The organism is Sphingobium sp. (assembly GCA_023266575.1).
Classification (GTDB): domain Bacteria; phylum Pseudomonadota; class Alphaproteobacteria; order Sphingomonadales; family Sphingomonadaceae; genus Sphingobium.
Window position 1 is genome coordinate 125,225 of the sequence record JAHFPV010000005.1, and the last position, 26,803, is coordinate 152,027.

Genomic DNA, 26,803 nt, shown 5'->3' on the forward strand with positions numbered 1-26,803 from the left:
GGGCAATAGGACAGGCTAAAAAAGGCCTCAGCGGCGCAGTTGCAGCGTGACCAGCAGGACATGGTCGACATCATCGGCCCGACCGCGATTTTTGACATATTGGTTGAGATAGCCGACCTCCACGGTCGACTTGCCCGCCACCGGCACTTCCAGCCCGGCAAAGCTGCGCAGCCGGTCAAACCCTTCACGCGCGCCCCAGTCGGTATCGTTCAGCGCCACGAACCCTTCCGCATAGGTCAGCGCCGACACGCCGCCCGGCTTGCCGGTCAGCGGCACCGCCAGCCGCAACCATTGCCGCAGCCGCCAGCCCATATCGTCGCCGCTCGACACCCAGCGTTGCTCGATCCGCGTGCGCGAGGAGAGCGGTCCGCCAGCCAACTTGCCCAGCGACCAGTTGATCTGCTGGAAGCTGCGATGCTCGCGCGTATCCCCGCCACCGGACCGCGGCGTGCGGACATAGGCATAGCCCTGAAAGACGGTCAGCCGGTCGGACAGTTTGACGCCGATCGCGGGCCTCAGCAGCATCTGGTCCAGCCCGTCCATGTCCCTGCCAAAGCGCGACTGCACCTCGGCAAAATAGACGATGTCGCCGGAGATCGGCCCCTGCGCGATGGTCTGCAGCCAATATTGCTCATCTTCGGCACCGTGCGCCGGCAGCGCTATCATGGCCGTGAAGAGGGCGGAAAGGCGGAGGATCGTCTGTCGCAGGCTGCTCATGCCGCGGCTGCTAGGGGAAAGGCCGGGACCGGGGCAAGGCGCGACAGCCCAGCGAAACATTAAATAACAAAGGGCCGCCCTGCCTCAGCGGAGCGGCCCTTGTTCCTGCGACACAGCTCGCGCTTATTCCATTTCGAGAATGACCGCATCCACGGCCAGGCTGTCGCCCTGCGCCGCCGACACGCTCTTGACCACGCCTGCCTTTTGCGCGCGGAGGATATTTTCCATCTTCATCGCCTCGATCACGGCGAGCGGCTGCCCGGCCTCAACCTTGTCGCCCTCGCCAACATGCAGCGCAACCAGCAGGCCCGGCATCGGACAGATCAGGAAGCGCGACAGATCTGGCGGGATTTTTTCGATCATGTGCGCAGCATAGGGTGCAGCATGGGCGGGCAGGATGCGCAGCTTGTGACTGGCCCCGTGGCAGGTCAGGACAAAACCCGACCGCACCGGCGCGATGCGGACGGCGAGTTGCTCGTCGCCAAATTCCGCCTCGATCAGGCGATCGCCCGGCGTATATTCCAGCGCCATGTCGAGCGCTTGCCCATCGACGGTCACTTCGTCCCCGTCGATTTCGACGTCATGGATCGCGTCCCCAATCTTGACCTGCCAGCCGGTCGGCGGGGGCAGGCGCTTGCCCAGCTGTCCGTCGATCCGACGCGCGCGGTCGGCCTGCGCCATCGCGGCGAAAGCACCGATGGCGGACAGTCGCACCAGCAATTCGGCCGACGCAGGCGCACCCTGAAAGCCGTCGGGATATTCCTCGGCGATGAAGCCGGTGGTGATGTTGCCCGACCGGAACCGCTCATGCTGCATCAGCGCGGAGACAAAATCGATATTGTGGCCCGGCCCCTCAATCTCGAACTTGTCGAGCGCCTCGATCTGCTTGTCGATCGCTTCCAGCCGCGTCGGCGCCCAGGTGATCAGCTTGGCGATCATGGGATCGTAGAACATGGAGACTTCGCCGCCCTCCTCCACGCCATCATCGACGCGGATCAGCGCGCCGCTTTCATCCGCGCCGGTTTCGGGCGGATTGTAGCGGACCAGGCGACCAGTGGACGGCAGGAAGCCGCGATAGGGATCTTCGGCATAGACGCGGTTCTCGATCGACCAGCCGTTGATCTTGACGTCAGCCTGCGTGAAGGCCAGCGCCTCGCCATTGGCGACGCGGATCATCTGTTCGACCAGATCGACGCCGGTGATTTCCTCGGTGACGGGATGTTCGACCTGGAGCCGGGTGTTCATTTCCAGGAAGTAGAAACCGTCGCCGGTCTTGTCCTCGCCCGACACGATCAGTTCGACCGTGCCAGCGCTGAAATAGCCGACCGCGCGGGCCAGGGCGACGCACTGCTCGCCCATCTTCTTGCGCATTTCAGGGGATACGAAGGGCGACGGCGCTTCCTCGACCACCTTCTGGTGACGGCGCTGGATCGAACATTCGCGTTCGTTCAGGTAAACGATATTGCCGTGCTGGTCGCCCAGCACCTGAATTTCGATATGGCGCGGGCTTTCGATGAATTTTTCGATGAACACACGGTCGTCGCCGAAGCTGGCGAGGCCTTCGCGCTTTGTCGCTTCGAACCCTTCGCGGACATCCTGTTCGGAATAGGCAAGGCGCATCCCCTTGCCGCCGCCGCCAGCGGACGCCTTCATCATCACCGGATAGCCGATCTCGTTGGAGATTTTGACGGCATGTTCGGTGTCATCGATGACGCCGACGAAGCCGGGGACGACATTGACGCCCGCTTCCAGCGCCAGCTTCTTGGACTCGATCTTGTCGCCCATAGCCGCGATGGCGTTTGCGGGCGGCCCGACGAAGATGATGCCCTCCGCGTCCAGCGCCTTGCGGAAACTCTCCCGCTCCGACAGGAAGCCATAGCCCGGATGCACCGCATCCGCGCCGGTCTGCTTGCAGGCCGCGATGATCTTGTCGGCGATCAGATAGGATTGAGCGGCGGGCGACGGGCCGATATGCACGGCCTCGTCGGCCATCAACACATGCGGCGCGCGCGCATCGGCATCGGAATAGACCGCGACGGTCTTGATGCCCATCTTCTTGGCCGTGCGCATGACACGACACGCAATTTCGCCACGGTTCGCGATCAGGATCTTGGTGATTGCCATCTTCTATCCTTGCCCCAGTCCTATATCCAATTCGTCACCCCGGACTTGATCCGGGGTCCAGGGTGGCAGGCGTTGTGCTTGCCGCTCTGGATGCCGGATCAAGTCCGGCTTGACGGTCATTTCCTCTCACCCCGTTCGGGCTGAGCAAACAAATCAATCAGCGTGGTTTACGACGCCAGAAGAACAACTGGACCTCGGATCAAGTCCGGGGTGACGAAGGTTGGAGTGAAATTCACTCCGCCGCCTCCATCGCAACCTTCACCTCGGCCTGCATAGGCACCACGCCCAGCTTCGCGAATAGCGCCGCATCCGCATTGTCGCCCGCATTGGCGGTGGTCAGCAGCTTGTCGCCGGTGAAGATGCTGTTCGCCCCCGCCATGAAGCAGAGCGCCTGGCACGCATCCGACATGCTCTCACGCCCAGCCGACAATCGCACCATGCTCTCCGGCATCACGATCCGCGCCACCGCGACAGTTCGCACAAACTCGATCTCGTCGATCTTCGCCAGCGGCGTGTCGGCCAGCATATTGCCCAGCACCGTGCCCTTGACCGGCACCAGCGCGTTGATCGGCACGCTTTGCGGATGGGTCGGCAGCACGGCCAGCGCGTGCAGGAAGCCAACGCGGTCCTCGCGCGTCTCGCCCATGCCGACAATGCCGCCGGAGCAGACATTGATCCCCGAATTACGCACATTCTCCAGCGTTTCCAGCCGGTCGTCGAACGTCCGGGTAGTAATCACCTTCTCATAATGTTCGGGCGAGGTGTCGATATTGTGGTTGTAATAATCCAGGCCCGCATCGGCCAGAACCTTGGCCTGCCCTTCGCTCAGCATCCCCAGCGTCATGCAGGTTTCCATGCCCATCTGGCGCACGCCCTTCACCATCTGGACGATGGCGGGCATGTCCCGCTCTTTGGGGTTGCGCCAGGCCGCGCCCATGCAGAAGCGCGAGCTGCCCGCATCTTTCGCCTGCGCCGCCGCCTGCATCACGGCCTGCACGCTCATCAGTTTCTCGGCCTTGAGGCCGCTTTCCGCCGACGCGGACTGGTTGCAATAGCCGCAATCTTCCGGGCAACCGCCGGTCTTGATCGACAGCAGGGTGGAAAGCTGCACCTCATTACGCGGGAAATTCGCGCGATGGATCGACTGCGCCTCGAACAACAGGTCGTTGAAGGGAAGGTCGAACAGCGCGGCGATTTCGGCGCGGGTCCAGTCGGTGCGGGCGGTTGTCACGGCGTTCATTCCCCACCTCCGTTCGGGCTGAGCGAAGTCGAAGCCGTCTGCTGAGCGAAGCGAAGCGCAAAGCCTTCGACAGGCTCAGGCCGGCCCTTCGACAGGCTCAGGGCGAACGGATTTAAGATCATCATTATGCGGCGTCCTCCAGCCCGGCGGGGGGCATGTTGTGGCCGAGGAGGCGCAGCACGTCGGCGGCGCATTCCACGACGTTGGAGCCTGGTCCATAAATGCCCTGGACGCCCGCGTCACGGAGGAAGTCATAATCCTGCGGCGGGATGACACCGCCCGCAATCACCTTGATGTCGGTGCGGCCCGCTTTGCGCAGCTTGGCGATCAGGTCCGGGATCAGCGTCTTGTGGCCCGCCGCCAGCGACGACGCGCCTACGACATCGACGCCGCTTTCCAGCGCCAGCACCACGGTTTCGTCGGGCGTCTGGAACAGCGGTCCCGACACGACGTCGAAGCCCATGTCGCCGAACGCGGACGCTATGACGTTGGCGCCCCGGTCATGCCCATCCTGCCCCATCTTGGCTATGAGGAGTTTGGGTTTGCGACCGAGGCGCCGCTCGACGGCCTGCACGCCGTCGAGTACCTGTTGCCAGCGGCTGTCGCCCTCGTAGGGCGCGCTATAGACGCCTTTCACCGGCGTCGGCTGGGTTCCGTAGCGATCGAAGCTTTCTTCCATCGCCGAAGAGATTTCGCCCAGCGTCGCGCGGGCGCGGGCGGCCTCCACGGCGAGGGCGAGGAGGTTGTTGTCGAGGCTGGACGGCCTGGCTGCGCCGTCGCGCAGCGCTTGCAACGCCGCATCGCATTTTGCGCTGTCGCGTTCCGCCTTCACCCGGTTGATCCGGGCGATCTGGCCTTCGCGCACCTTGGCATTGTCGATGTCGAGCGTTTCGAGGAAATCCTCGCTCGCGAGCCGATATTTGTTCACGCCCACAATCACGTCGTCGCCGCGATCGACCCGCGCTTGCCGCGCCGCTGCCGCCGTCTCGATCATCGCCTTGGGCCAGCCAGCCGCAACGGCCTTCGCCATGCCGCCATCGGCCTGCACCTTCTCGATGATCGCCCAAGCTTCGTCGACCAGTTGCTGCGTCAGTGCCTCTACATAATAAGAGCCGCCCAGCGGATCGACCACCTTGGTCATGCCGGTTTCTTCCTGGATCACGATCTGCGTGTTGCGCGCGATCCGGGCGGAAAAATCGGTGGGCAGCGCGATGGCTTCGTCCAGCGCATTGGTGTGGAGCGACTGCGTCCCGCCCAGCATCGCGGCCATCGCCTCGATCGTGGTGCGCATGACGTTGTTATAGGGGTCTTGCTCGGTCAGCGACACGCCCGACGTCTGGCAATGGGTGCGCAGCATCTTGCTGCGCTCGTCCTTCGCGCCCAGTTGCGTCATGGCGCGATGCCACAATACGCGCGCCGCGCGCAGCTTGGCGATTTCCATGAAGAAGTTCATGCCGATCGCGAAGAAGAAGCTCAGACGGCCTGCGAACTTGTCGATGTCCAAGCCCGACGCCACGCCATATTTCACATATTCCATGCCGTCGGCGATGGTGAAGGCCAGCTCCTGCACCTGCGTCGCGCCCGCTTCCTGCATATGATAGCCGGAAATGGAGATGCTGTTGAACTTGGGCATCTCGCGCGACGTATAGCCGAAAATGTCGCTGATGATCCGCATGGAGGGTTCGGGCGGGTAGATATAGGTGTTGCGGACCATGAACTCCTTGAGGATGTCGTTCTGGATGGTCCCGTCGAGCAATTTGCGATCGACCCCCTGCTCCTCGCCCGCGACGATGAAGAAGGCCAGGATCGGGATGACCGCGCCGTTCATGGTCATGCTGACCGACATCTGGTCGAGCGGGATGCCGTCGAACAGGATTTTCATATCCTCGATCGTGTCGATCGCCACGCCTGCCTTGCCGACGTCGCCGGTGACGCGCGGATGGTCGCTGTCATAGCCGCGATGGGTGGCGAGGTCGAAGGCGACCGACAGCCCCTTCTGCCCGGCGGCGAGGTTGCGGCGGTAAAAAGCGTTGGATTCCTCGGCGGTCGAAAAGCCCGCATATTGCCGAATGGTCCAGGGACGCCCGGCATACATGGACGCGCGCACGCCGCGCGTGAACGGCGCGAAACCGGGCAGGCCGGGATCGACGGTCACGTCGTCGGCCGTGTAGAGCGGCTTGACCGCGATCCCTTCCGGGGTCGCCCAGGTCAAATCCTTGCCCTTCACTTCCTTGGCGGCAGCGGCGGCCCATTGGTCCAGCGTCGGCTTGTCGGTCATATTCTACCCTTACTCCCTCTCCCCGGTGGGGAGAGGATACGCAGGCTTGGCAGCTTGTCTGCCTAGCCGAAGTTGGAGAGGGTGACCGACCCATCGGGCGTCGTACCCCCCTCTCCGTTGCGACTAAGGGTCTGCTACGCATCCCCCAAGTCTCGCGCCTCCCCCCCGTGGGGGGAGGGTTAAACCGTCAATGCGCCTCCTTCGGCGTCTCCATAATCTCGGTCAGCACGCCATTCATATCCTTGGGATGCACGAAGAAGATCGGCGTGCCATGCGCCCCGATCCGCGGTTCGCCCAGCACCCGCGCGCCCTTCGCCTCGAACCAGGCCTTCGCCTCAAGAATGTCCTGCACTTCATAGCACATATGATGCTGCCCCCCGGCCGGGTTCTTGGCGATGAAGGCGGTGATCGGCGAGCTTTCATCGAACGGCTCGATCAGTTCGATCTGTGTCCCCACAGTCCCGTTTTCCCCTGGCGTATCGACAAAACACACCTTCACCCCCTGCGCGGGCAGGTCGAATGGTTCATGAATTTTCGTCGCGCCCATCACATCGCGATAATAAGCGATGCTCTTTTCCAGGCTGGGCGTGGCGACACCGATATGATTGAGACGGCCGAGTTTCATGCTTCTTGTCACCCCTCCCGCTTGCGGGAGGGGACGGGGGAGGGCCTGTCCGATCCGGCAACGGATAGTCTGTCGAGAGGGACATGCCCTCCCCTAACCCCTCCCGCAAGCGGGAGGGGAACTCTAGTTAAAGCGGAATATTGTCATGCTTCTTCCACGGATTCTCCAGCGCCTTGTTGCGCAGTTTGCGCAGGCCCAGCGCGATGCGGCGGCGCGTCGAGTGCGGCTGGATCACCTCGTCGATAAAGCCTTTTGACGCGGCCACGAACGGGTTGGCGAAGCGGGCCTCATATTCCGCCGTGCGCTCGGCAATCTCGTCCGCTGTCTTGCCGCGGAAGATGATCTCGACCGCGCCCTTGGCACCCATCACCGCAATTTCGGCGGTCGGCCAGGCATAGTTCAGATCGCCGCGCAGATGCTTGGACGCCATCACGTCATAAGCGCCGCCATAGGCCTTGCGCGTGATGATGGTGATTTTCGGGACCGTCGCTTCGGCATAGGCGAACAGCAGTTTCGCGCCATGCTTGATGATGCCATTATGCTCCTGCGCGGTCCCCGGCAGGAAGCCCGGCACGTCCACCAACGTCACGATCGGTATCTCGAACGCATCGCAGAAGCGCACGAAGCGCCCGGCCTTCTTGGACGAGTTGATGTCCAGCACGCCCGCCAGCACGAAGGGCTGGTTAGCGACGATGCCGATCGTGCGCCCTTCAACCCGGCCAAAGCCGCAGATGATATTGCCGGCGTGCGCGGGCTGCACCTCGAAGAAATCGCCCTCATCCACGATCTTCTTGATCAGTTCGTGCATGTCATAGGGCTGGTTCGCATTCGCCGGGATCAGCGTGTCGAGGCTGGGCTCGATCCGGTCCCACGGGTCCGCGCTCGGCCGCTCCGGCACCGGTTCCTTGTTCGACGCGGGCAGGAAGTCGACGAAATCGCGCACCGCCAGCAGCGCCTCTATGTCGTTCTCGAACGCCACGTCCGCCACGCCGGACTTGGTCGTGTGCGTCACCGCGCCGCCCAATTCTTCCTGGGTCACCACCTCATTCGTCACCGTCTTGACCACATCGGGTCCGGTCACGAACATGAAGCTGCTATCCTTCACCATGAAGATGAAGTCGGTCATCGCGGGCGAATAGACTGCGCCGCCCGCGCATGGCCCCATGATGACGCTGATCTGCGGCACCACGCCGCTGGCCAGCACATTGCGCTGGAAAATCTCCGCATAGCCCGCAAGCGACGCCACGCCCTCCTGAATCCGCGCGCCGCCGCTGTCATTCAGGCCGATCACCGGCGCGCCGACCTTTAACGCCATGTCCATGATCTTGCAGATCTTCATCGCGTGCCGTTCCGACACTGCGCCGCCATAAACCGTGAAATCCTGGCTGAACAGGAATACCAGCCGCCCGTTGATCGTGCCGGAGCCGGTGACGACGCCATCGCCGGGAATATGCGCCTCATCCATGCCGAAATCGGTGCAATTATGCTCGACATACATGTCCAGCTCTTCAAAGCTGCCCTCGTCCAGCAACACCTCTATCCGCTCGCGCGCGGTCAGCTTGCCCTTGCCATGCTGCGCGTCGATGCGGCGTTGGCCGCCCCCCATACGCGCGCCTTCGCGCTTGGCTTCCAGCTGTTCGATAATGGCGAGCTTCGACATAGGCATATCTCTCCGGTCAGGACACGGACGTCGTTATAGCCGCCCTTTTCCCGTCTTTGCGATTTTTCGCAAATGCAAATTTGCTAATTTGCAAATCACCACTTCGCAAATTAGGGTCGCCCACACTTCCCTCCGTTCGTTTCGAGCGAAGTCGAGAAACGTCGCGCACCGGTTTCTCGACTTCGCTCGAAACGAACGGCGGTTGGATTAGACAAAGGACAGGCAACCATCATGGCACGCGGCAATCGTATCTTTGCAGGACCAAGGCTGCGCCAGCTGCGGCTCGACCATCGCATGGATCAGGCGACGATGGCGCAGGCGCTGGGCATATCCGTGTCCTATTTGTCCCAGATGGAAAATGACGATCGCCCCCTGACCGCCAAGGTCAAGGCGGCGCTCGCCAATGCCTTTCCCACCGACTGGGCCAGTTTCGACGCGCGTGAGGACGAGCAGATGCTGGGCGCCTTCACCTTCGCGCTCAGCCATCCCGAACTGCCCGGCGTCGCGCTGGAGCCGGAGCGGATCGAGAAATTGCATCTGCAATTCCCCGAATTCGCGGCCCGCTATCTCGACCTCTACAACGCCCATATCCGGGCCAATGAACGCATCAACATGATCGAGGAAGCGATCGCCAATGACAGCACGGTGCAGGCACGCTTGCCGTGGGAGGCCGCACGCGACTGGTTTCATGAGGCGGGCAATTATGTCCACACGCTCGACTGCCTGGCCGAGGATATGGCCGCGAGCTTCACTGCCGGCCAGGCGCTGGACGAAGGGATGTTGGTCGAGGCACTGGCGCGGCGGCACGGCATCGAAACGCTGATCGCCGACACGCCAGACAGCGCGCTGCGATCCTATAGCGCGGCGGACAGACGCCTGTTCATCAACGCGGCGCTGCCTACCGAAAGCCGCAAATTCATGCTGGCGCACCAGTTGATGATGCTGGAGGGGCAGGCGGTGATTGCCGACGTGGTGACCAAGGCTGCCCTGCCCGTCACTGGCGCGGACCGGCTGCTGGCGATCGGCCTGGGCAATTATGCCGCCGGTGCGCTGCTGATGCCCTATGCCCCGTTTCGGGAAGCAGCGCGGGTCATGCGTCACGATATCGACCGTCTGGCCCGCACCTTTGGCGTCAGTTTCGAGCAGGCCTGCCATCGCCTCTCCACCCTGCAACGCCCCGGCCTGCGCGGCATTCCCTTCTTCTTCTGCCGCGTCGATATGGCGGGCAATATCACCAAACGCCACAGCGCCACCCGGCTGCAATTCGCCCGCTTCGGCGGTGCCTGCCCGCTGTGGAACGTCCACGAAGCCGTCGCCATCCCCGACCGGATCAACGTGCAACTGGGCGAGACGCCCGATGGGGTGCGCTATGTGTCGATGGCCAAGGGGCTGGTGAAGCCATCGGGCAGCTACAGCCGCACCCCGCGCCGCTTTGCCGTGGTGCTGGGGTGCGAGACCGCCCATGCCGCCAACTTCGTCTATGCGGACGGGCTGCGGCTGGAGGATGAGGGCGCGGCGACACCGATCGGCATCACCTGCCGCCTCTGTTCGCGCCAAAGCTGCGACCAGCGCGCCTTCCCGCCCGCCGACCGGCCGATCCATGTCGACCCGGACAATCGCCAGATCGTCCCCTACTGGATCGGGTGACGCCACCATGTGGAAAGCGGCCCTATTGCTCGTTTCAGCAGGGTAGTAGGGAGACATAATGACCGACTGCGCACTGATCGACCCCGTAACTGACGCCCTCGCGACGATTGGCTATGCACGCCTGTCGGGCAGTCAGACCTTTGCGCAGCTGGGCATCGATATGGCGGACTGGCGCGCTTTCGCCGATAGCTGGAACGATCTGGGACCGGACCTCTATATGGCCGACGGCGGACGCTATCGCCGCCGCCGCCACGCGACCTTTCGCTGTGAGGATGGTGCCTTCACCCGCCAGCCGCACCAGCCCCATTATCAGAGCCGCGATTATAATGCGCTCAATGGCGATGTGCAGCGCTGGTTCGATCCGGTCGAGCAGGCCACGGTCGATAATCCGGTCTGCCAAGCGATCTTCGCCTTTTGCGCCGCACATTTCCCGATGAGCGGCCCGGCGCATGTCGAAATGCATCAATTCCGTATCGAGGCAAAGCCCGGCGAAGTCGGTCGCCCGACACCCGAAGGCCTGCACCGCGACGGGGTGGATCATGTGTTCGTGATGCTGATCGAGCGGCGTAACGTGCGCGAAGGCGTGACCCGCATCGGCGCCCCCGACGGCACGGCGCTGGGCGAATTCATGCTGGCGGAACCGGGCGACGCGATGCTGATCGACGATCGACGGATATTGCACGGGGTGACGGAAATCCACGCGGTGGATGTCGCCCAACCGGCCTGGCGCGATGCGCTGGTGGTGACGTTCATATCCTCCCCGGCACGGGGAGGGGGACCGCTGGCGTAGCCAGTGGTGGAGGGGGCGTGAGGCTTGGCAAGCCCCCTCCGTCAGCCCTATGGGCTGCCACCTCCCCGCAAGCGGGGAGGATTATTTCAACAGCACCAATTCCTCCGCCATGCTGGGATGCAACGCCACCGTGTCGTCGAAATCCTGCTTGGTCAGCCCGGCCTTCACCGCGATGGCGGCGGCCTGCAATATCTCCGGCGCGTCGGGACCGATCATGTGCAGGCCCACCACCCGGTCGGTCGTCGCATCCACGATCATCTTGTAGAGCGCCCGCTCCTCGCGCCCCGCCAGCACATATTTCATCGGGCGGAAGTCGGACGTGTAGACCTTCACTGTCCCCAGCTTGTTCTTCGCCTGGGCCTCGGTCATGCCGACACCGGCGAGCGGCGGGTGGCTGAACACGGCGGACGGCACGCAGTCATAATCGACCGTGCGCGGGTTCCCCCCAAACACCGTGTCGGCAAAGGCGTGACCCTCACGGATCGCCACCGGGGTCAGTTGCAACCGGTCTGTGACGTCACCCACGGCATAGATGCTCTCGCAGCTCGTCTTGTTATAGTCATCGACCTTGATCGCGCCCTTGTCGTCCAGATCGACGCCCGCGCTCTCCAGCCCCAGCCCGTCCACATTGGGCTTGCGCCCGGTCGCGAACAGGATGACGTCCGCGGCCACCGGGTCGCCCGACTGGAAGTGGACGCACAGCGTGCCATCCTCGGTCTTTTCGATCCGCTCCATCTGCGCATTGAAGCGGAAATTGATGCCCTTGCTCATAGAAATCTGGAGCAGCCGGTCGCGTATCTGTTCGTCATAGCCGCGCAGCAAAGTGCCGGACCGGTTGACGATCGTCACGTGGCTGCCGAACTGGTGGAAGATACCGGCAAATTCATTGGCGATATAGCCGCCACCGACGATGACGATCCGCTTGGGGCATTGTTCCAGATGGAACACCTCGTTGGAGGTGATGCCATGTTCCGCGCCCTCAATCTCCGGCATGATCGGCCAGGCGCCGGTCGCGACCAATATATATTTAGCGGTGACTTCCCGCCCGCTCGCCAGCTTCACGCTGTGCGGACCGGTCACGACCGCGCGTTCGGGGATCATCTCGACCTTATGGCTATTGAGCGTATTCTTGTAGAGACCCTCCAGCCGATCGACCTCGCCCAGCACATTGTCGCGCAGCGTGGTCCATTCAAAGCCGCAGTCGGGGACATTCCAGCCGAACCGGCGCGCGTCCTTCAGATCCTCGGCAAAATGCGCGCCATAAATCAGCAGCTTCTTGGGCACGCAGCCGCGAATGACGCAGGTGCCGCCGACGCGAAATTCCTCGGCCACCGCAACCTTCGCCCCATGCGCCGCCGCCACGCGCGACGCACGCACGCCGCCCGATCCTGCACCGATGACGAAAAGGTCGAAATCAAACTCGCTCATGCCTGGCCTCCGATTGGGTGCGGGGGATATGGCGGTTGGGCGCGGGAGTTACAAACGGGAATCGTGCTGCTGGTAGCCAAACCACCTCCGTTCGCTTCGAGCGTGTCGAGAAGCGTGCAGCGTCGCTTCCGCGTTTCTCGACTGCGCTCGAAACGAACGGCTGTTGTGATTTACTCCGCCCCCAGCGCAATCTCGATCAATGCCATGGTCGATGGATCAAACCCCGTCGGCCCATCACTCTCGATCGACTTGGCAATCTCCTTGCCTAGCTCCACGCCGAACTGGTCGAACGGGTTGATCCCCATCAGCACCGCATTGGCAAAGGTGCGATGCTCGTAAAAGGCGATCAGCGCGCCCAGCGCGTGCGGGGTCACATCGTCCATCAGGATGGTGGTGGATGGACGATTGCCGGGATAGGCGCGCGCCGGATCGGCAGCATTATCCTTGCCCCGCATCAGCGCTGCCCCCTGCGCGAAGCAGTTGACCAGCAGGGCGCGATGATGCGCCGGGTCCAGCGCATGGCCCGGCTCGATCGCGGCGATAAACTCGACCGGCGTGATGATCGTCCCCTGATGCAGCAGCTGGAACACGGCATGTTGCGCATCCGTCCCCACCCCGCCCCAGGTGATCGGCGCGGTCGGGCCATCGACGGGTGATCCGTCCAGCTTCACCGCCTTGCCATTGCTCTCCATCTCCAGCTGCTGGAGATAGGATGGCAGCAGCGCCAGCCGCTCGTCATAGGCAAACACGGCGCGGGTCTGGCAGCCCAGCACCCGCGCATAATATTGGTCGGCAAAGGCCGCGATAAGCGGGATATTCTGCGCCGGATCGGACAGGCGGAAATGGCGGTCCATCTCAGCCGCGCCCTCCAGCAGGCTTTCAAACGCATCCCAGCCCAGCGCCAGCGCGGCAGGAAAGCCGATCGAGGACCAGAGCGAATAACGCCCGCCCACGGACTCGGCAAAGGGCAGGATGCGGGTTTCATCGACACCCCATTCCATCGCCCGGTCGGGCGCGGCGGTCAGCGCGACGACGCGGCCATAGGGATCATCCACCCCGCCCTCGACCATCCAGTTGATCGCGCTCGCCGCGTTCAGCATGGTTTCGCTGGTGGTGAAGGTCTTGGAGGCAATCGCGATCAGCGTCGCATGGGGATCAAACCCCTCGATCGCCCGCTCCAGCGCGGTGCCATCGACGTTTGACACGATCGCCACGTCATACCGCACTCCGTCGCCGTCCAGCGCATCGACGATCAGGTCGGGGCCAAGGGCCGAGCCGCCAATGCCGATATGCAGGATATGGCGAATCTCGCCTAGCGCCCCGGCCTCGATCGCATCGATCAAGCCGCGCATCCGGTTATGCAGCATCTTGGCATGGGCAACGCTGTCGGGGTTCCCCTCCCCGCGCTCGGCAGGATGTTCGGCGGCGCGGCCTTCGGTGTTGTTCACCGCCTCGCCCGCAAACAGCGCGTCGCGCCGCCGGGCAAAGCCCTGCTCGTCCGCGAGCGCCAGAAATCCGGTCATCAGATCATCGGTCAAATGCGTCTTGGACCAGTCGAAGCGGATCGGTCCCTGGGTCAGCACCAGCTTGGACAGGCGATCGGGATCGGTCGTGAAAATCGACTTGAGGTCGGCTTGCGGCAGGGCGGCGATGGCCGCCAGTGCAGGACTCGGCATGGAATATCCTCTTCGATGAAATCGAAACCGGCGCTGCACCTGCCGATTCTTGGCCTCTTTAGCCAATGTTTCGACCAATTGCATCGGTCAGGACGCGCTTGACGTGTCAGGGCGCAAGCCTCAAAAGCCGCGACGGCCGCCTTATCGGCGATTTCACAGGGATAGAACGACCACCCATGACTGCAAAATCGGAAACGCGGGACTTTATCTGGTTCCTCGCCAGGCTGGGCCTGTTCGTCTTTGTGCTGCGCAGTTTCATCATTTCGCCGTTCAATATCCCGTCGGAATCGATGCAGCCGCGCCTGCTGATCGGCGACTATCTGCTGGTCGCCAAATGGCCCTATGGCTATTCGCGCTATTCGCTGCCCTTCAGCATCCCGCTGATCCCCGGCCGCATTTTCGCGTCCACCCCCAACCGGGGCGACGTGGTGGTGTTCAAGGCGCCGCCAAGCCAGAGGAACGACTATATCAAGCGGGTGATCGGCCTGCCCGGTGACATGATCGCCGTGCGCGGTGGCACCGTTTACCTCAACGGCGCGGCCATCCCCAAGCAGAAGGTCGCCGACCTCGTTATTCCAGTGACCCCGAATATGACCGATGCGGCGGCCAAGGAAGGCGCGGAGTCCCCCTGCTATCGCCCCGATTTCGAGGAAGCCGCACCCGGCGGTGGCAAGCAGTGTCGCTACCCGCAATATCGCGAAACCCTGCCCGCGACCAAGGATACGCCCGCGAAAAGCTATAACGTCCTAGATCTGGTGCCGGACGGCGCAGCGGATGATCGCGACACGGTGCTGGTGCCGCAGGGCCATTTGTTCATGATGGGCGACAATCGCGATCGCAGCGCCGACAGCCGCTTCCCGGCGGTCGATGGTGGCGGCATCGGCCTCGTCCCGGAGGAAAATCTGGTCGGCAAGGCGATGATTTCGGTATTTTCGACCGATGGCAGCGCCAACTGGCTGCTGCCCTGGACCTGGTTCTCGGCTGCGCGCTGGAACCGGATCGGGGAAGGCTTTTGAATCATAAGGCACCCCGGCCCGACACCGATGGCTGGCTGGCGGCGCTGATCGGGCGTCCGCCGCGTGACCCTGCGCCGTTCAACCAGGCACTCACCCATGGCAGCGCCAATCCGGTCAATTATGAGCGGCTGGAATTTCTGGGCGACCGGGTGCTGGGGCTGCTGGTATCCGAATGGGTGTTCGAACGCTTTTCTGGCGAACCCGAAGGCAAATTGTCGCGCCGTTTCAATGCGCTGGTATCAGGCGAAACCTGCGCAGAGGTAGCGCGCGCAGCGGGCGTACCCACCCATCTGGTGCTGGGCAAGCAGGCGCGCGACGATGGCGCGGCCAATAGCGACAATGTGCTGGGCGACGTCATGGAAGCGCTGATCGGTGCGCTCTATCTGGAGGCGGGGCTGGAGGAAGCGCGCACGCTCGTCCGCCGCCTCTGGGCCGACCGGGTCGATACCCAGACCGCCGCCCCCCGCCATCCCAAATCCGCGCTCCAGGAATGGGCTGCCGCCAACAAGCGCAAGCCCCCCGAATATGAAGTCAAGGACCGCTCCGGCCCCCACCATGCGCTGCGTTTCGTCGTATCAGTGACGATCAAGGGCGCGGGCGAGGCGAGCGCGACCGGCGGATCGAAACAGGAAGCGGAGACAGCGGCAGCGGCGGCGTTGCTGGAGAAGCTGACGGGGTGATCATCACAACCCCGTTCGCCCTGAGCTTGTCGAAGGGTCTTACTTCTTCTTAAATCCGACGATGCCCTTCTGGACCTACCTTCTCCATTGCGCAGACCGCAGTTTCTATGTCGGCCATACCGACGATCTGGAAAGCCGTATCGGTCAGCATGAAGCGGGCAGCATCGCTGGCTACACGCAATCGCGCCTGCCTGTGAAACTGGTCTGGTCGCAATCGTTCGGCACACGTATAGAGGCGCTCGAAGCCGAGAGACAGACTAAGGGTTAGGGCCGGGCGAAGAAGCTGGCGCTGATCCGTGAGGATTGGACGTTGATCTCGACATTGGCGCGATCAAAGACAGAAAAGTAAAGCCCTTCGACAGGCTCAGGGCGAACGGAGTATAATTTGGAAGTTTCAGAAACCAATCAGCGCTGCGGCGTCATTGCCGTTGTCGGCGCGCCCAATGCGGGCAAGTCCACGCTGGTCAACGCGCTGGTGGGGCAGAAGGTGGCGATCACCAGTGCCAAGGCGCAGACCACGCGCACCCGCGTGATGGGCGTCGCGATAGAGGGCGACGCGCAACTGGTGCTGGTCGATACGCCCGGCATTTTCGCGCCCAAGCGGCGGCTGGACCGCGCCATGGTGCAGGCGGCCTGGGGCGGCGCGCAGGGCGCGGACCTGATCGCGATGGTGGTGGATGGCAAGGCGGGCCGTGGCCCAAAGCTGGAACCCATCATCGAAGCGCTCAAGCATCGCACCGAACGCAAATGGCTGATCCTCAACAAGGTGGATATCGCCATCAAGGAAAAGCTGCTGACCCATACCCAGGTGCTGAACGACACGCTGGGCTTTGACGAAATCTTCTTCGTGTCCGCCGCGACCGGCGATGGCCTGCCTGAACTGAAAGCCGCCTTCGCCGCCGCGATGCCGCAGGGACCATGGCATTTCCCCGAAGATCAGGTGTCGGACGCGACCGACCGAATGCTGGCGGCGGAAATCACCCGCGAGCAGCTTTATCATCAACTCCATGCCGAGCTACCCTACGCGGCTGCCGTCGATACCGAACAATATAAGGAGCGGCAGGACGGATCGGTCGAAATCCACCAGCAAATCCTGGTCGGCCGCTCGACCCAGCGCGCCATCGTGCTGGGCAAGGGGGGGCAGCGCCTCAAGGAAATCGGCTCAAAAGCGCGCGAGGAACTGGCGAACCTGCTGGGGGTGAAGGTCCACCTCTACCTGCACGTCAAGGTCAAGGAAGATTGGGAAAATGATCGCGGCATCTACCGCGACATCGGGCTGGACTGGGTCGAGTAAGAGTTCCCCACCACCGTCATCCTGACGAAAGTCAGGATCCATTCGACGCTACGCTGCTTACTCTCACAGCGCTGCGCCGAATGGATCCCGCATCAAGTGCGGGATGACGGAGTGAATGGGCGCGACGCTTACTCCGCCGCCGCCTTCTTCTTGGTCGGTGCCTTCTTCGCCGCCGGCTTTTTCGCCGCGCCGTCCGTCTTGGAGCTGGCCTTCTTCGCCGGCGCCTTCTTGGGCGCGGCTTTCTTCTTCGCGCCCTTCTTGGCCGGTGCCGCCGCTGCCCGCGCGTCGATCAGTTGCGCGGCTTCTTCCAGCGTCAGCTGGTCCTTGTCCACCGTCTTGGGCAGGGTCGCATTGGTCGTGCCGTCGGTGACGTAAGCGCCATAGCGCCCTTCCATCAGCTTGATCTCAGCTTCCGTGCGCGGATGCGCGCCCAGCACCTTGAGCGGCTCCCGTCCGGCACTGCGTGGCCCACGGTTGGCGGCCTCGGCGAGCTTCACCACCGCGCTGTTCATCCCGACCTCGAAAATCTCCGACGTCGATGACAGTCGCCCATATTTGCCGTCATGCAGCAGATAGGGGCCAAAGCGCCCGATATTCGCCACGATCGGCTTGCCCGTTTCGGGGTGCAGGCCAATTTCGCGCGGCAGGCTCAGCAATTTGACGCCCCAGTCGAGCGTCAGTTCGCCGTCGGGCAAATCCTTGGGGATCGACCCGCGCTTGGCCTCCTTGCCCTCACCCATTTCGATATAGGGACCAAAACGGCCGGATTTCTTGACGATATCCTGCCCGGTTTCTGGGTGTTTCCCCAACACTTCCGGTCCCGTATCCTCGCCATCCTTGCCACCCGGCTGGCCGAATTTGCGGGTATATTTGCATTCGGGGTAATTGGAGCAGGCGATGAACGCCCCGAACCGCCCGCCACGCAGCGACAATTGCCCCTCCGCGCACAACGGACAGGCGCGCGGATTGCTGCCGTCGGCCTTGGGCGGGAACAGCATCGGCTCCAGAAACTTGTCCAGCGCCGCGGTAATGTCGCTCGGCTTCTGCTCCATGACCTCAGCGGTCTTGGGCTTAAAATCCTTCCAAAAGGCTTCCAGCACCGCCTGCCACTGGGCACGGCCACCGGAAATATCGTCCAGTTCGTCCTCAAGCCCCGCCGTGAAGTCATAGGAGACATAGCGCTCGAAAAAGCGCTCCAGGAAAGCCGTCACCAGCCGCCCGCTCTCCTCGGCGAAAAAGCGGTTCTTCTCGATCCGCACATAGTCGCGGTCTTTCAGCACCTGCAACGTCGAGGCATAGGTGGACGGACGCCCGATCCCCAATTCCTCCAGCCGCTTGACGAGGCTGGCTTCGGAATAGCGCGGCGGCGGCTGGGTGAAATGCTGCTCGGCGCTCACCTTCTTCTTGGCGGGCGCATCGCCCTCGCTCATGCGCGGCAGCAGCTTGCCGTCCTCGTCATCGCTATCGTCGCGACCTTCCTCATACAGCGCCAGGAAGCCGGGGAAGATCACCACCTGCCCCGTCGCGCGCAGCGTATGCGTGCCGGTGGCGTCGTTCATGTCGATGGTGGTGCGTTCCAGCCGCGCCGACGCCATCTGGCTGGCCAGCGCCCGCTTGAACACCAGGTCATAGAGCCGGGCATGATCGCCGCTGCCCACCTTGTCGCGTGAAAAGTCGGTCGGGCGAATGGCTTCATGCGCTTCCTGCGCATTCTTCGCCTTGGTCTGGTAGATGCGCGGCTTGTCCGGCACATAGCCGCCATCATAGCGCTGCGCGATCGCGGCGCGTGCGGCGGAAATGGCGCTGCTGTCCATCTGCACGCCGTCGGTCCGCATATAGGTGATCGCGCCATCCTCATACAGCTGCTGCGCGATCCGCATCGTGTGACTGGCGGAAAAGCCAAGCTTGCGCGCGGCTTCCTGCTGGATGGTCGATGTGGTGAAGGGCGGCGGCGGGTTGCGGGTGAGCGGCTTGGTCTCGACCTTCTCGACAGTGAAGCGACCGGCCTCGACATCGGCCTTGGCCGCCATCGCGTCGCCCTCGCGACCGATCGTCAGCCGCTCGATCTTCTCGCCCTTCCAGCGGACCAGCCGCGCGGTAAAGGCAGTGCCGTCCTGCTCCATCTCCGCCGCGACCGACCAATATTCCTGGGGCGTGAAGCTCTCAATCTCCCGCTCCCGCTCCACCACAAGCCGCAACGCGACCGACTGCACCCGGCCTGCCGACTTGGCACCGGGCAGCTTGCGCCACAGCACCGGCGACAGGGTAAAGCCCACCAGATAGTCGAGCGCCCGGCGCGCGCGGTAGGCGTCGATCAGATCCTCGTCCAATGCGCGCGGCTTGGCCATCGCGTCCAGCACGGCGGCCTTGGTGATCGCGTTGAACGTCACCCGGTCAACCACCGCAGGCAGCGCCTTCTTGGCGCGCAAAACCTCCTGCACATGCCAGCTGATCGCTTCCCCTTCGCGATCAGGGTCAGTCGCCAGGATCAATCGTGACGCGCCCTTGGCCGCGTCGCTGATGGCCTTGAGCTGCTTGCCCTTGTCGCCATAATTTTCCCACTGCATAGCAAAGCCGTCATCGGGGTCCACCGACCCGTCCTTGGCCGGCAGGTCGCGGATATGGCCGTAGCTGGCCAGAACATGGAAATCCCCGCCCAGATATTTCTCGATGGTCTTGGCCTTGGCAGGCGATTCGACGATGACAAGCTGCATTTACGGCCCCGGAATTTGATGCCTCACACGTACGCGCGAGTCTGGAAGGCGATGACGGCGGGCGTCAAGCGGTGCGTGTGATTAGGGGAGATGCGGGGGGAGCGCCAGCCCCCTGGCGCTGCCGTCATGCCAGCGAAGGCTGGCATCTCAGGCGACTACACGATGAAGTCGAACAGTTCGCGCCATTCCGGGTTCATTTCCTCAATCAACCGGATTTTCCATTCGCGCTTCCAGGCCTTGATCGCTTTCTCCCGCGCTATGGCCTCCGCGATATGATCATGGCGTTCCGCCAGAACGAGACGATGCAGATTATACTGACGACAGAAATCCGATCCAACGCCGCGCCGATGCTGGTCCACGCGCACATGGAGTGAATTGGTCACGCCAACATACAGCACGCCACGCGGCTTGTTGGTCATGATGTAGGTCCAGCCGCCGCGTATGGGGCAAATGTTACGCGCGGCCGCCTGAGATGCCAGCCTTCGCTGGCATGACGGCATTGATAATCACCGCAAACTCACCCGTCCCCCCGCCAGCCGGTCCAGCCGCTCGGCCAGTTCCAGTTCCAGCAGCACTGTCTGCACCACCGCCGGACTAAACCCGCTCAGTCGGATCAGTTCATCCACCGGCACCGGCGCATGGCCCAGCAGCGCAATCACGGCGCTTCGTTCGCCCGCCGCGACGTCGCTCGACACCGGTTCGCCTGCGAAATCGAAACTACCCTGCCGCACCATGCGGATGTCGATGCTGCCCACCGCCTCCAGCACATCGTCGGCATTCTGGATCAGCGTCGCGCCTTCGCGGATCAACTGGTTGCAGCCCTGCGCGCGCGGATCGAGTGGCGATCCCGGCACGGCCATCACCTCGCGCCCCGCCTCGCCCGCCAGCCGCGCAGTGATAAGCGATCCCGATTTGGGCGCCGCCTCCACCACGACCGTGCCTTCCGCCAGTCCGGCGATGATCCGGTTGCGCGCCGGGAAATGCCGCGCCAGCGGCTGCACGCCGGGCGGATGCTCCGTCACCAACAACCCCACCTCGGCAATCTGCGCCTGCAAATCGCGATTTTCCGGCGGAAACACCACGTCCAGCCCGCAGGCGATGACGCCGATCGTCCCGCTGCCCACCGATCCCTGATGCGCCGCCGTGTCGATACCCCGCGCCAGTCCCGATACGACCACCGCCCCGCGCTGCCCCAGATCCTGCGCCAGCGTCCGCGCAAAGCGCACCGCCGCCGCCGACGCATTGCGCGCACCGACCATGGCGATGCATTTGCCAGCGGCCAGCGCAGCGTCGCCCCGCACGATCAGCGCAGGCGGCGCGCCTTCAAACTGATCAAGCAGAGCGGGATAGTCCGCATCCCCCATCAACAAATAGCGCGCGCCCAATGCCCGCGACGCCGCAATCTCCCGCTCAACCGCGCCCGCATCGGCAACGCTGGCCTTGCCCCCGCCGCGCGCCGCCAGATCGGGAATGGCGCGCAACGCCGCCCCCGCCGTGCCAAAGCGCGCCAGCAATTGCCGATAGCTGACCGGGCCGATCCGGGGCGATCGGATGAGCCGCAGCCGGTCGAACCGCTCCTGCTCGCTCACCCTTTGCTGGACCCGATCTTCGGCTCCGTGCCTTGCATCAGCCGCGCGATATTGGCGCGGTGCCGCCACAGCAGGATCAGCGCCATCGCCAGCGCCACCGGCACCAGTTCGATCCGCCCCATGAACCACAAGGCGACCGGCGCGCTCACCGCCGCCGCCATGCCGCCAACCGACGACCATTTCGTCCCGAACAGCGCGCCCAGCCAGACCGCTGCAAAAATGCAGCCAGCGGGCCAGTGCAGCGCGGTCACCACCCCCATCATCGTCGCCACGCCCTTGCCCCCGGCAAAGCGCAACCAGACCGGATAGCAATGGCCGATAAAGGCCGCCGCGCCCGCCATAGGCCCGCCACCGTCGATCAAAGCCGCGCCGATCAGCACCGCCGCCGCGCCCTTGAGCAGGTCCAGCAGCAGCGTCGCTGCCGCCAGCCCTTTGCGCCCCGTTCGCAACACATTGGTTGCCCCGATATTGCCGGAGCCAATCTGCCGCAAATCGCCCGCCCCGGTGAAGCGGGTCAGCAACAGGCCAAAGGGGATGGAACCCAGCAGATAGCCAAGCACCAGAACGAAGAGGGGAAGCAGCCAGGGAGGTGTCATAGTCTCGCCGATAAGAGGGTAAGGCGACCATAGCGTGACAGGCGGCGCGGACAATAGAAATGGATTTGAGCGAGAAATGCACCTAGGAGTTGCGCCATGCGTAGCCATGTCGAATTTCGGTCTGCCGCCCTTATAGATCCGTCTCCAGCCGCAGGTGGCGGGATGGTCGCCGGCATCCTGAAGGACAATTTGCCGTTACATGGATTCGAGGTCGTGGCCGTCACACAGGAGGATTGGGGCGTTCACATCGCCCTCACCAACGACGCCTTCGCCCTTTCGATCGGTTGCGGGCATTATGCCGAATATCCAGATGGGCATCTCTGTTTCATCGAACCGTCCAAACCCGCAATACGACGCTGGCTCAGAAAAGTCTCTACCACCGAAACGGTAGAAAAACTGGCGGCGGTGTTGGACGATATCCTGGCCCAACGAAACGATATCCATCATTTGCGATGGTGGACGGAGGCCGAAGTGACAGGCCAGCCGGATTGACACCCTCGCCCGATCCCGCGACATGTCCCTCCATAATGACGGTCGCGCCACAAGCTCCCATCCTCTTTTTCGATTCCGGCGTCGGCGGGCTGTCCATCCTCGCCCCCGCCCGCGCGCTGATACCGACCGCGCCGGTCGTCTATGCCGCCGATAGCGCGGGCTTCCCCTATGGCACCAAGAGCGAGGCGGAGATTGCCGCGCGGGTGCCGGCGCTGCTGGGGCGGCTGGTGGAGCGATACCGCCCGCGCCTGGCCGTCATCGCCTGCAACACCGCCTCCACCATCGCGCTCAGCCATGTGCGCGCGGCGCTCGACATCCCGGTCGTCGGCACCGTCCCGGCGATAAAACCCGCCGCGCTGGCGTCCAAAAGCCGCGTGTTCGGGGTGCTGGGGACCGACGCCACCGTGCGCCAGCCTTATGTCGATCGGCTGGCGGCGGAGCATGGCGCGGACTGCATCATGCTGCGCCATGGCTGCGCCGCGCTGGTGCAACTGGCCGAAGCCAAGCTGCGCGGCGAACCGCTCGATCCCGCAATCGCCCGCGCTGCGCTGGCGGGCCTGACCGATCAGCCGGGCGGCGACCGCATGGACACCGTGGCGCTGGCCTGCACCCATTTTCCGCTGGTGGAGGCGGAACTGGCCGCTGCGGCATCGCGCCCGCTGACCTTCGTCCATGGCGGCGAAGGGATCGCCCGGCGCATAGCCTTTCTGACGCAGGGCCAGCCCTGGCCGGACGCGCCAGCGCCGGGCATCGCCGTGTTCACGCGGGTCGATGGTCATGTCCGCGCGCTGGCTCCAGCGCTCGCCCGATACGGTCTCGACCGGATCGAACAGCTCTGATCCTGCTGCTTGGACAAAAAGTCCAATTGCTCTGATCGTAATTCTTGCCCCTAACTGAGAGTGGTTATCGCTGGTAATGGGGAGCGAGTGCCGGTAAACGGCGCCCCAGAGGATGCGGGTTGTCAAGGGATAGGGCGAGCGTGAACTACAAGCATATCTTTGCGCAGGCGATCGACCGTCTCCATGAAGAAGGCCGGTATCGGGTTTTTATCGACATCCTCCGCAACCGGGGTGCCTACCCCAATGCGCGCTGTTTTCACGGCCATAACGGTCCCAAGCCCATCACCGTCTGGTGCTCCAACGACTATCTCGCCATGGGCCAGCATCCCAAGGTCGTGGCAGCCATGGAAGAGGCGCTGCACGATGTCGGCGCAGGCTCCGGCGGCACCCGCAATATCGGCGGCAACACCCATTATCATGTCGATCTGGAAGGCGAATTGGCCGACCTGCATGGCAAGGACGCGGCTCTGCTGTTCACGTCGGGCTACGTCTCGAACGAGGCGACGCTGTCCACACTGGCCAAGTTGCTGCCCGGCTGCATTGTCTTTTCCGACGAGCTGAACCACGCCAGCATGATCGCGGGCATCCGCAATTCGGGCTGCGAAAAGCGCGTGTTCCGCCACAATGACGTCGATCATCTGCGCGAATTGCTGGAGGCCGAAGATCCCGAAGCCCCCAAGCTGATCGCGTTCGAGAGTGTCTATTCGATGGACGGCGATGTCGCGCCGATCGCTGCGATCTGCGACCTGGCCGACGAGTTCAATGCGCTCACCTATCTGGACGAGGTCCATGCCGTGGGCATGTATGGCGCGCGCGGCGGCGGCATTTCGGAACGGGATGCTGTCGCGGACCGGCTGACCATCATCGAAGGCACGCTGGGCAAGGCGTTCGGTGTCATGGGCGGCTATATCGCCGCTGACCAGATGATCGTCGACGTGATCCGCAGCTATGCGCCGGGCTTCATCTTCACCACCTCGCTATCCCCAGTACTGGTCGCAGGCGTGCTGGCCAGCGTACGCCATCTGAAAGGCTCCAGCGAGGAACGTGAGGGCCAGCAGGCGTCGGCTGCGCTGCTCAAGCAACTCATGGCCGAATCCGGCCTCCCGGTCATGGATACCGTCACCCATATCGTTCCGCTGATGGTGGGTGACCCGGTCAAGGCCAAGCGGATCAGCGACATTTTGCTCGCCGAATATGGCGCCTATGTTCAGCCGATCAATTATCCCACCGTCCCCCGCGGCACCGAACGCCTCCGCTTCACCCCCGGCCCCGCCCACACCGAAGCGATGATGCGCGATCTGGTGAAGGCGCTGGTGGAAATCTGGTCGCGCCTGGACCTGGAACTGGCGGAGCGCAAAGCGGCGTGAGCGCAAATCCTTCTCCCATCGGGAGAAGGATACGCAGCCTTACTGGCGCAGCCAGTTAGGCGAAATTGGATGAGGGCATCTGCCCTATCGCCACCCCACCCCGCACCGCATAACCGCGGTACAGCGCCCGTACGCTCGGCTCACCACCGACATCGCGCGCTACCGCCTCGATCGCATCGCCCAGCACCGCGCGCGGCGTCACATGGAACCGCGCCAGCCAGCCGAACAGGGCCGCGCGCCAGGCACCCGGCAGCCGTTCCTGCTGTCCGAAATCGACCACCTCCAGCCGCCCGCCCGGCGCGACACAGAGCGCGGCCTGACGCAATGCCGCCTCCCAGTCGGGGATCATCGACAGCGCATAGCTGATGAACACCCGGTCGAACGTCGCTCGCCCGAACAGCGCTTGCGGATCGAAATCGACCGCATCCCCACGCGCCAGCCTGACGCGGCAGGCCATGCCGACCCGCTCCACCGCGATCTGCGCCGTATCCAGCATCGCCGCCGAAATATCGACGCCATAGAGCCGCGCATGGGGCCAGACCTTCCCCACCGCGATCAGGTTGCGCCCGGTGCCGCAGCCAATTTCCAGCACGCTGCCACCCGATGGCGGGGCGAGATCGGCGATCAGGCCATCCCGCCCCAGCAGATAATATTTGCGCGTCACATCATAGATATGCCGCTGCCACCGATAGGTGCCGTCCATCAACCGCCCATGGTCGCTCATTGCGCGTCCCTCAACACATAGAGATGCACGCCGCCATAAATGGCCGACCGGTCGCGCGCGGTGTAATCGCGTGACGCCTCGGCCTGATACGCCCACTGGTCCATCACCGCGTCCACGACCCGTCCGGGCAGGATGCTCGGCTCCCCCGCCGTGCGGAACAGCACCCGCGCGCCCGGTTTCGCCGTCCGCGTGATCTGCGCCCACAGCGCGTTCAACTGATCGTCGTCCATCCAGTCCTGCGCATCGAGCAAGATGTAGCGATCCGCCGACGCGGCGGGCTGATCGCGCAGGAAATCGGTGAAATTGACATGCCGCACATCGACCCGGTCCGCCCGCGCCCGCACCGCATCATGATTGGCGGCCTGCAAATAGGGCGGCAACGGCCCCTCGCTTGCAGGGTCATTGGCAGCATAGCCCCGCCCAAACGCCTGCACCGCGAAATAATTATCCTTCAGATCAAAATCACAGGCCAGTTTCTTCAGGCGCGCTTTCAGCACAGCGTCCATCCGCTCATCGCCCGCCAGCGCCTCGAACTGCGCGGGCGGGATGCCCAGGCCAAAGAGCGAGGCGGGCTGGCTGGTCAGCCAGCGCACAAAGCCCTTGTCGAAAATCGGCGCCAGCTCCGCCTCGAAAATCACCCGCTGCTCGGCCAGCGTCGTGGCGTCCAGCATCCGCCGGGGATTGACGCCATGCAGCCGCGCCAGCAGATGCGCCGCGCCGATGAAGCGCCCCAGCAGGCCATGCTTGTAAATGCCACGCGCAAAGCCGCCGATCCGCCGCCGCCCAATGAGGTCGCGCCCTTCCCAGTAACGCCGCGTCGCCTCGTCCAGATGCGGGGCCACCACGTCGCGATAGGCCGCGACATTCTCGCGGCTGTCCGCCTGCGCGAAGAAACGATGGAAGGCCGCATGATCGGGCAAAGTCCGCGCCGCCATCAGCTTCAATCGGTTGAGCGCGATATGCGCGGTATTGAGGTCCACGGCAGTGATCTTCGCCGGATCGGCGGTCAGATAGGACAGGACATTGCAGCCCCCCGACGCGATCGTCACGACATGGCAATCGGGCGTGATCGCCAGCGCCTCCATATCCACCGCCGGGTCCTCCCATATCTGGGCATAGACCAGACCCCGGAACGCAAAGGTAAAGGCACGCTCCAGCACCCCCTGCTTCGACAGATGGCGGTGGCGATGCACCGCGCGCGTGATCTTTTTATGGGCCGGTGCCGCCATGCTGTTCAAGCCTCCTCGCTATCGGGTCGTGGCGTGGCCCATAGGGCAACTGCGCGTCGTCACCGTGACGATAGCGTT

General features: G+C 63.7%; 23 protein-coding genes. 9 read left to right on the top strand and 14 right to left on the bottom strand.

The genetic code is table 11. The features are described 5' to 3' along the window. Nucleotides 1-27: 27 nt before the first annotated feature. The 6 genes from Q0D44_RS07565 to Q0D44_RS07590 all read right to left on the bottom strand — a co-directional run bounded on the left by Q0D44_RS07565 (nucleotide 28) and on the right by Q0D44_RS07590 (nucleotide 8,644). On the bottom strand, nucleotides 28-717 hold the full coding sequence (locus Q0D44_RS07565; RefSeq protein ID WP_294134772.1) for a DUF2490 domain-containing protein: 690 nt from the start codon (nucleotides 715-717) through the stop codon (nucleotides 28-30). Nucleotides 718-840: 123 nt separating this feature from the next. Then, entirely contained in the window at nucleotides 841-2,841 is a 2,001-nt protein-coding gene (locus tag Q0D44_RS07570; RefSeq protein WP_294134775.1) for an acetyl/propionyl/methylcrotonyl-CoA carboxylase subunit alpha, read from the bottom strand. Nucleotides 2,842-3,073: 232 nt separating this feature from the next. Beyond that, nucleotides 3,074-4,081, bottom strand: coding sequence for a biotin synthase BioB (gene bioB / locus Q0D44_RS07575; protein ID WP_294134778.1), 1,008 nt, complete (start codon nucleotides 4,079-4,081; stop codon nucleotides 3,074-3,076). 124 nt (nucleotides 4,082-4,205) lie between these two features. After that, entirely contained in the window at nucleotides 4,206-6,359 is a 2,154-nt protein-coding gene (scpA, locus tag Q0D44_RS07580) for a methylmalonyl-CoA mutase (RefSeq protein ID WP_294134780.1), read from the bottom strand. A 187-nt stretch (nucleotides 6,360-6,546) separates the two neighbouring features. Continuing rightward, nucleotides 6,547-6,984 (bottom strand): methylmalonyl-CoA epimerase, encoded by a 438-nt coding sequence (mce, locus tag Q0D44_RS07585; RefSeq protein WP_294134782.1) that lies wholly within the window; start codon nucleotides 6,982-6,984, stop codon nucleotides 6,547-6,549. Nucleotides 6,985-7,111: 127 nt separating this feature from the next. Next, entirely contained in the window at nucleotides 7,112-8,644 is a 1,533-nt protein-coding gene (locus Q0D44_RS07590; protein ID WP_294134786.1) for an acyl-CoA carboxylase subunit beta, read from the bottom strand. 231 nt (nucleotides 8,645-8,875) lie between these two features. Between Q0D44_RS07590 and Q0D44_RS07595 the strand changes: the two genes are divergently transcribed. Continuing rightward, a complete protein-coding gene (locus Q0D44_RS07595) occupies nucleotides 8,876-10,291 on the top strand; it encodes a helix-turn-helix transcriptional regulator (protein ID WP_294134788.1) in 1,416 nt (471 codons plus the stop codon). A gap of 58 nt (nucleotides 10,292-10,349) precedes the next feature. Then, nucleotides 10,350-11,081, top strand: a complete 732-nt coding sequence (locus tag Q0D44_RS07600) for a 2OG-Fe dioxygenase family protein (RefSeq protein WP_294134791.1) — start codon at nucleotides 10,350-10,352, stop codon at nucleotides 11,079-11,081. Nucleotides 11,082-11,162: 81 nt separating this feature from the next. Here Q0D44_RS07600 and gor read toward each other — a convergent pair whose 3' ends face one another. Continuing rightward, complete coding sequence (gene gor / locus Q0D44_RS07605) at nucleotides 11,163-12,509, bottom strand: glutathione-disulfide reductase (protein ID WP_294134794.1); 1,347 nt, start codon at nucleotides 12,507-12,509, stop codon at nucleotides 11,163-11,165. Between the two features lie 170 nt (nucleotides 12,510-12,679). After that, complete coding sequence (gene pgi / locus Q0D44_RS07610) at nucleotides 12,680-14,185, bottom strand: glucose-6-phosphate isomerase (protein ID WP_294134797.1); 1,506 nt, start codon at nucleotides 14,183-14,185, stop codon at nucleotides 12,680-12,682. 176 nt (nucleotides 14,186-14,361) lie between these two features. Between pgi and lepB the strand changes: the two genes are divergently transcribed. The 4 genes from lepB to era all read left to right on the top strand — a co-directional run bounded on the left by lepB (nucleotide 14,362) and on the right by era (nucleotide 17,175). Beyond that, on the top strand, nucleotides 14,362-15,201 hold the full coding sequence (gene lepB, locus Q0D44_RS07615) for a signal peptidase I (RefSeq protein WP_294134799.1): 840 nt from the start codon (nucleotides 14,362-14,364) through the stop codon (nucleotides 15,199-15,201). Continuing rightward, nucleotides 15,198-15,881, top strand: a complete 684-nt coding sequence (gene rnc / locus Q0D44_RS07620; protein WP_294134802.1) for a ribonuclease III — start codon at nucleotides 15,198-15,200, stop codon at nucleotides 15,879-15,881. Before lepB ends, rnc begins: the two co-directional genes overlap by 4 nt. 61 nt (nucleotides 15,882-15,942) lie before the next feature. Then, nucleotides 15,943-16,149, top strand: coding sequence for a GIY-YIG nuclease family protein (locus Q0D44_RS07625; RefSeq protein WP_294134803.1), 207 nt, complete (start codon nucleotides 15,943-15,945; stop codon nucleotides 16,147-16,149). 117 nt (nucleotides 16,150-16,266) lie between these two features. Further along, nucleotides 16,267-17,175 (top strand): GTPase Era, encoded by a 909-nt coding sequence (era, locus tag Q0D44_RS07630; RefSeq protein WP_294134806.1) that lies wholly within the window; start codon nucleotides 16,267-16,269, stop codon nucleotides 17,173-17,175. A 128-nt stretch (nucleotides 17,176-17,303) separates the two neighbouring features. Here the strand turns inward: era and topA are convergent, their stop codons facing one another. The 4 genes from topA to plsY all read right to left on the bottom strand — a co-directional run bounded on the left by topA (nucleotide 17,304) and on the right by plsY (nucleotide 22,074). Then, a complete protein-coding gene (topA, locus tag Q0D44_RS07635) occupies nucleotides 17,304-19,889 on the bottom strand; it encodes a type I DNA topoisomerase (RefSeq protein ID WP_294134809.1) in 2,586 nt (861 codons plus the stop codon). A 155-nt stretch (nucleotides 19,890-20,044) separates the two neighbouring features. After that, a complete protein-coding gene (locus Q0D44_RS07640) occupies nucleotides 20,045-20,332 on the bottom strand; it encodes a GIY-YIG nuclease family protein (RefSeq protein WP_294135010.1) in 288 nt (95 codons plus the stop codon). A 63-nt stretch (nucleotides 20,333-20,395) separates the two neighbouring features. Continuing rightward, a complete protein-coding gene (dprA, locus tag Q0D44_RS07645) occupies nucleotides 20,396-21,478 on the bottom strand; it encodes a DNA-processing protein DprA (protein ID WP_294134811.1) in 1,083 nt (360 codons plus the stop codon). Continuing rightward, a complete protein-coding gene (gene plsY, locus Q0D44_RS07650; RefSeq protein WP_294134812.1) occupies nucleotides 21,475-22,074 on the bottom strand; it encodes a glycerol-3-phosphate 1-O-acyltransferase PlsY in 600 nt (199 codons plus the stop codon). Before plsY ends, dprA begins: the two co-directional genes overlap by 4 nt. Nucleotides 22,075-22,170: 96 nt before the next feature. Between plsY and Q0D44_RS07655 the strand changes: the two genes are divergently transcribed. The 3 genes from Q0D44_RS07655 to hemA all read left to right on the top strand — a co-directional run bounded on the left by Q0D44_RS07655 (nucleotide 22,171) and on the right by hemA (nucleotide 24,772). Further along, complete coding sequence (locus tag Q0D44_RS07655) at nucleotides 22,171-22,566, top strand: hypothetical protein (RefSeq protein ID WP_294134815.1); 396 nt, start codon at nucleotides 22,171-22,173, stop codon at nucleotides 22,564-22,566. A 35-nt stretch (nucleotides 22,567-22,601) separates the two neighbouring features. Beyond that, the gene (gene murI / locus Q0D44_RS07660; protein WP_294134817.1) at nucleotides 22,602-23,405 is read left to right on the top strand and encodes a glutamate racemase; all 804 of its coding nucleotides are present in this window, start codon (nucleotides 22,602-22,604) and stop codon (nucleotides 23,403-23,405) included. A gap of 140 nt (nucleotides 23,406-23,545) precedes the next feature. Then, nucleotides 23,546-24,772 (top strand): 5-aminolevulinate synthase, encoded by a 1,227-nt coding sequence (hemA, locus tag Q0D44_RS07665; protein WP_217674892.1) that lies wholly within the window; start codon nucleotides 23,546-23,548, stop codon nucleotides 24,770-24,772. A gap of 55 nt (nucleotides 24,773-24,827) precedes the next feature. On the opposite strand, the gene Q0D44_RS07670 is transcribed toward hemA, so the two are convergent. Both Q0D44_RS07670 and Q0D44_RS07675 read right to left on the bottom strand, forming a co-directional pair. Then, complete coding sequence (locus tag Q0D44_RS07670; protein ID WP_294134830.1) at nucleotides 24,828-25,496, bottom strand: methyltransferase domain-containing protein; 669 nt, start codon at nucleotides 25,494-25,496, stop codon at nucleotides 24,828-24,830. Then, entirely contained in the window at nucleotides 25,493-26,725 is a 1,233-nt protein-coding gene (locus tag Q0D44_RS07675) for a DUF3419 family protein (RefSeq protein WP_294134835.1), read from the bottom strand. The genes Q0D44_RS07670 and Q0D44_RS07675 overlap by 4 nt, the downstream gene beginning before the upstream one ends. Between the last annotated feature and the right edge of the window lie 78 nt (nucleotides 26,726-26,803).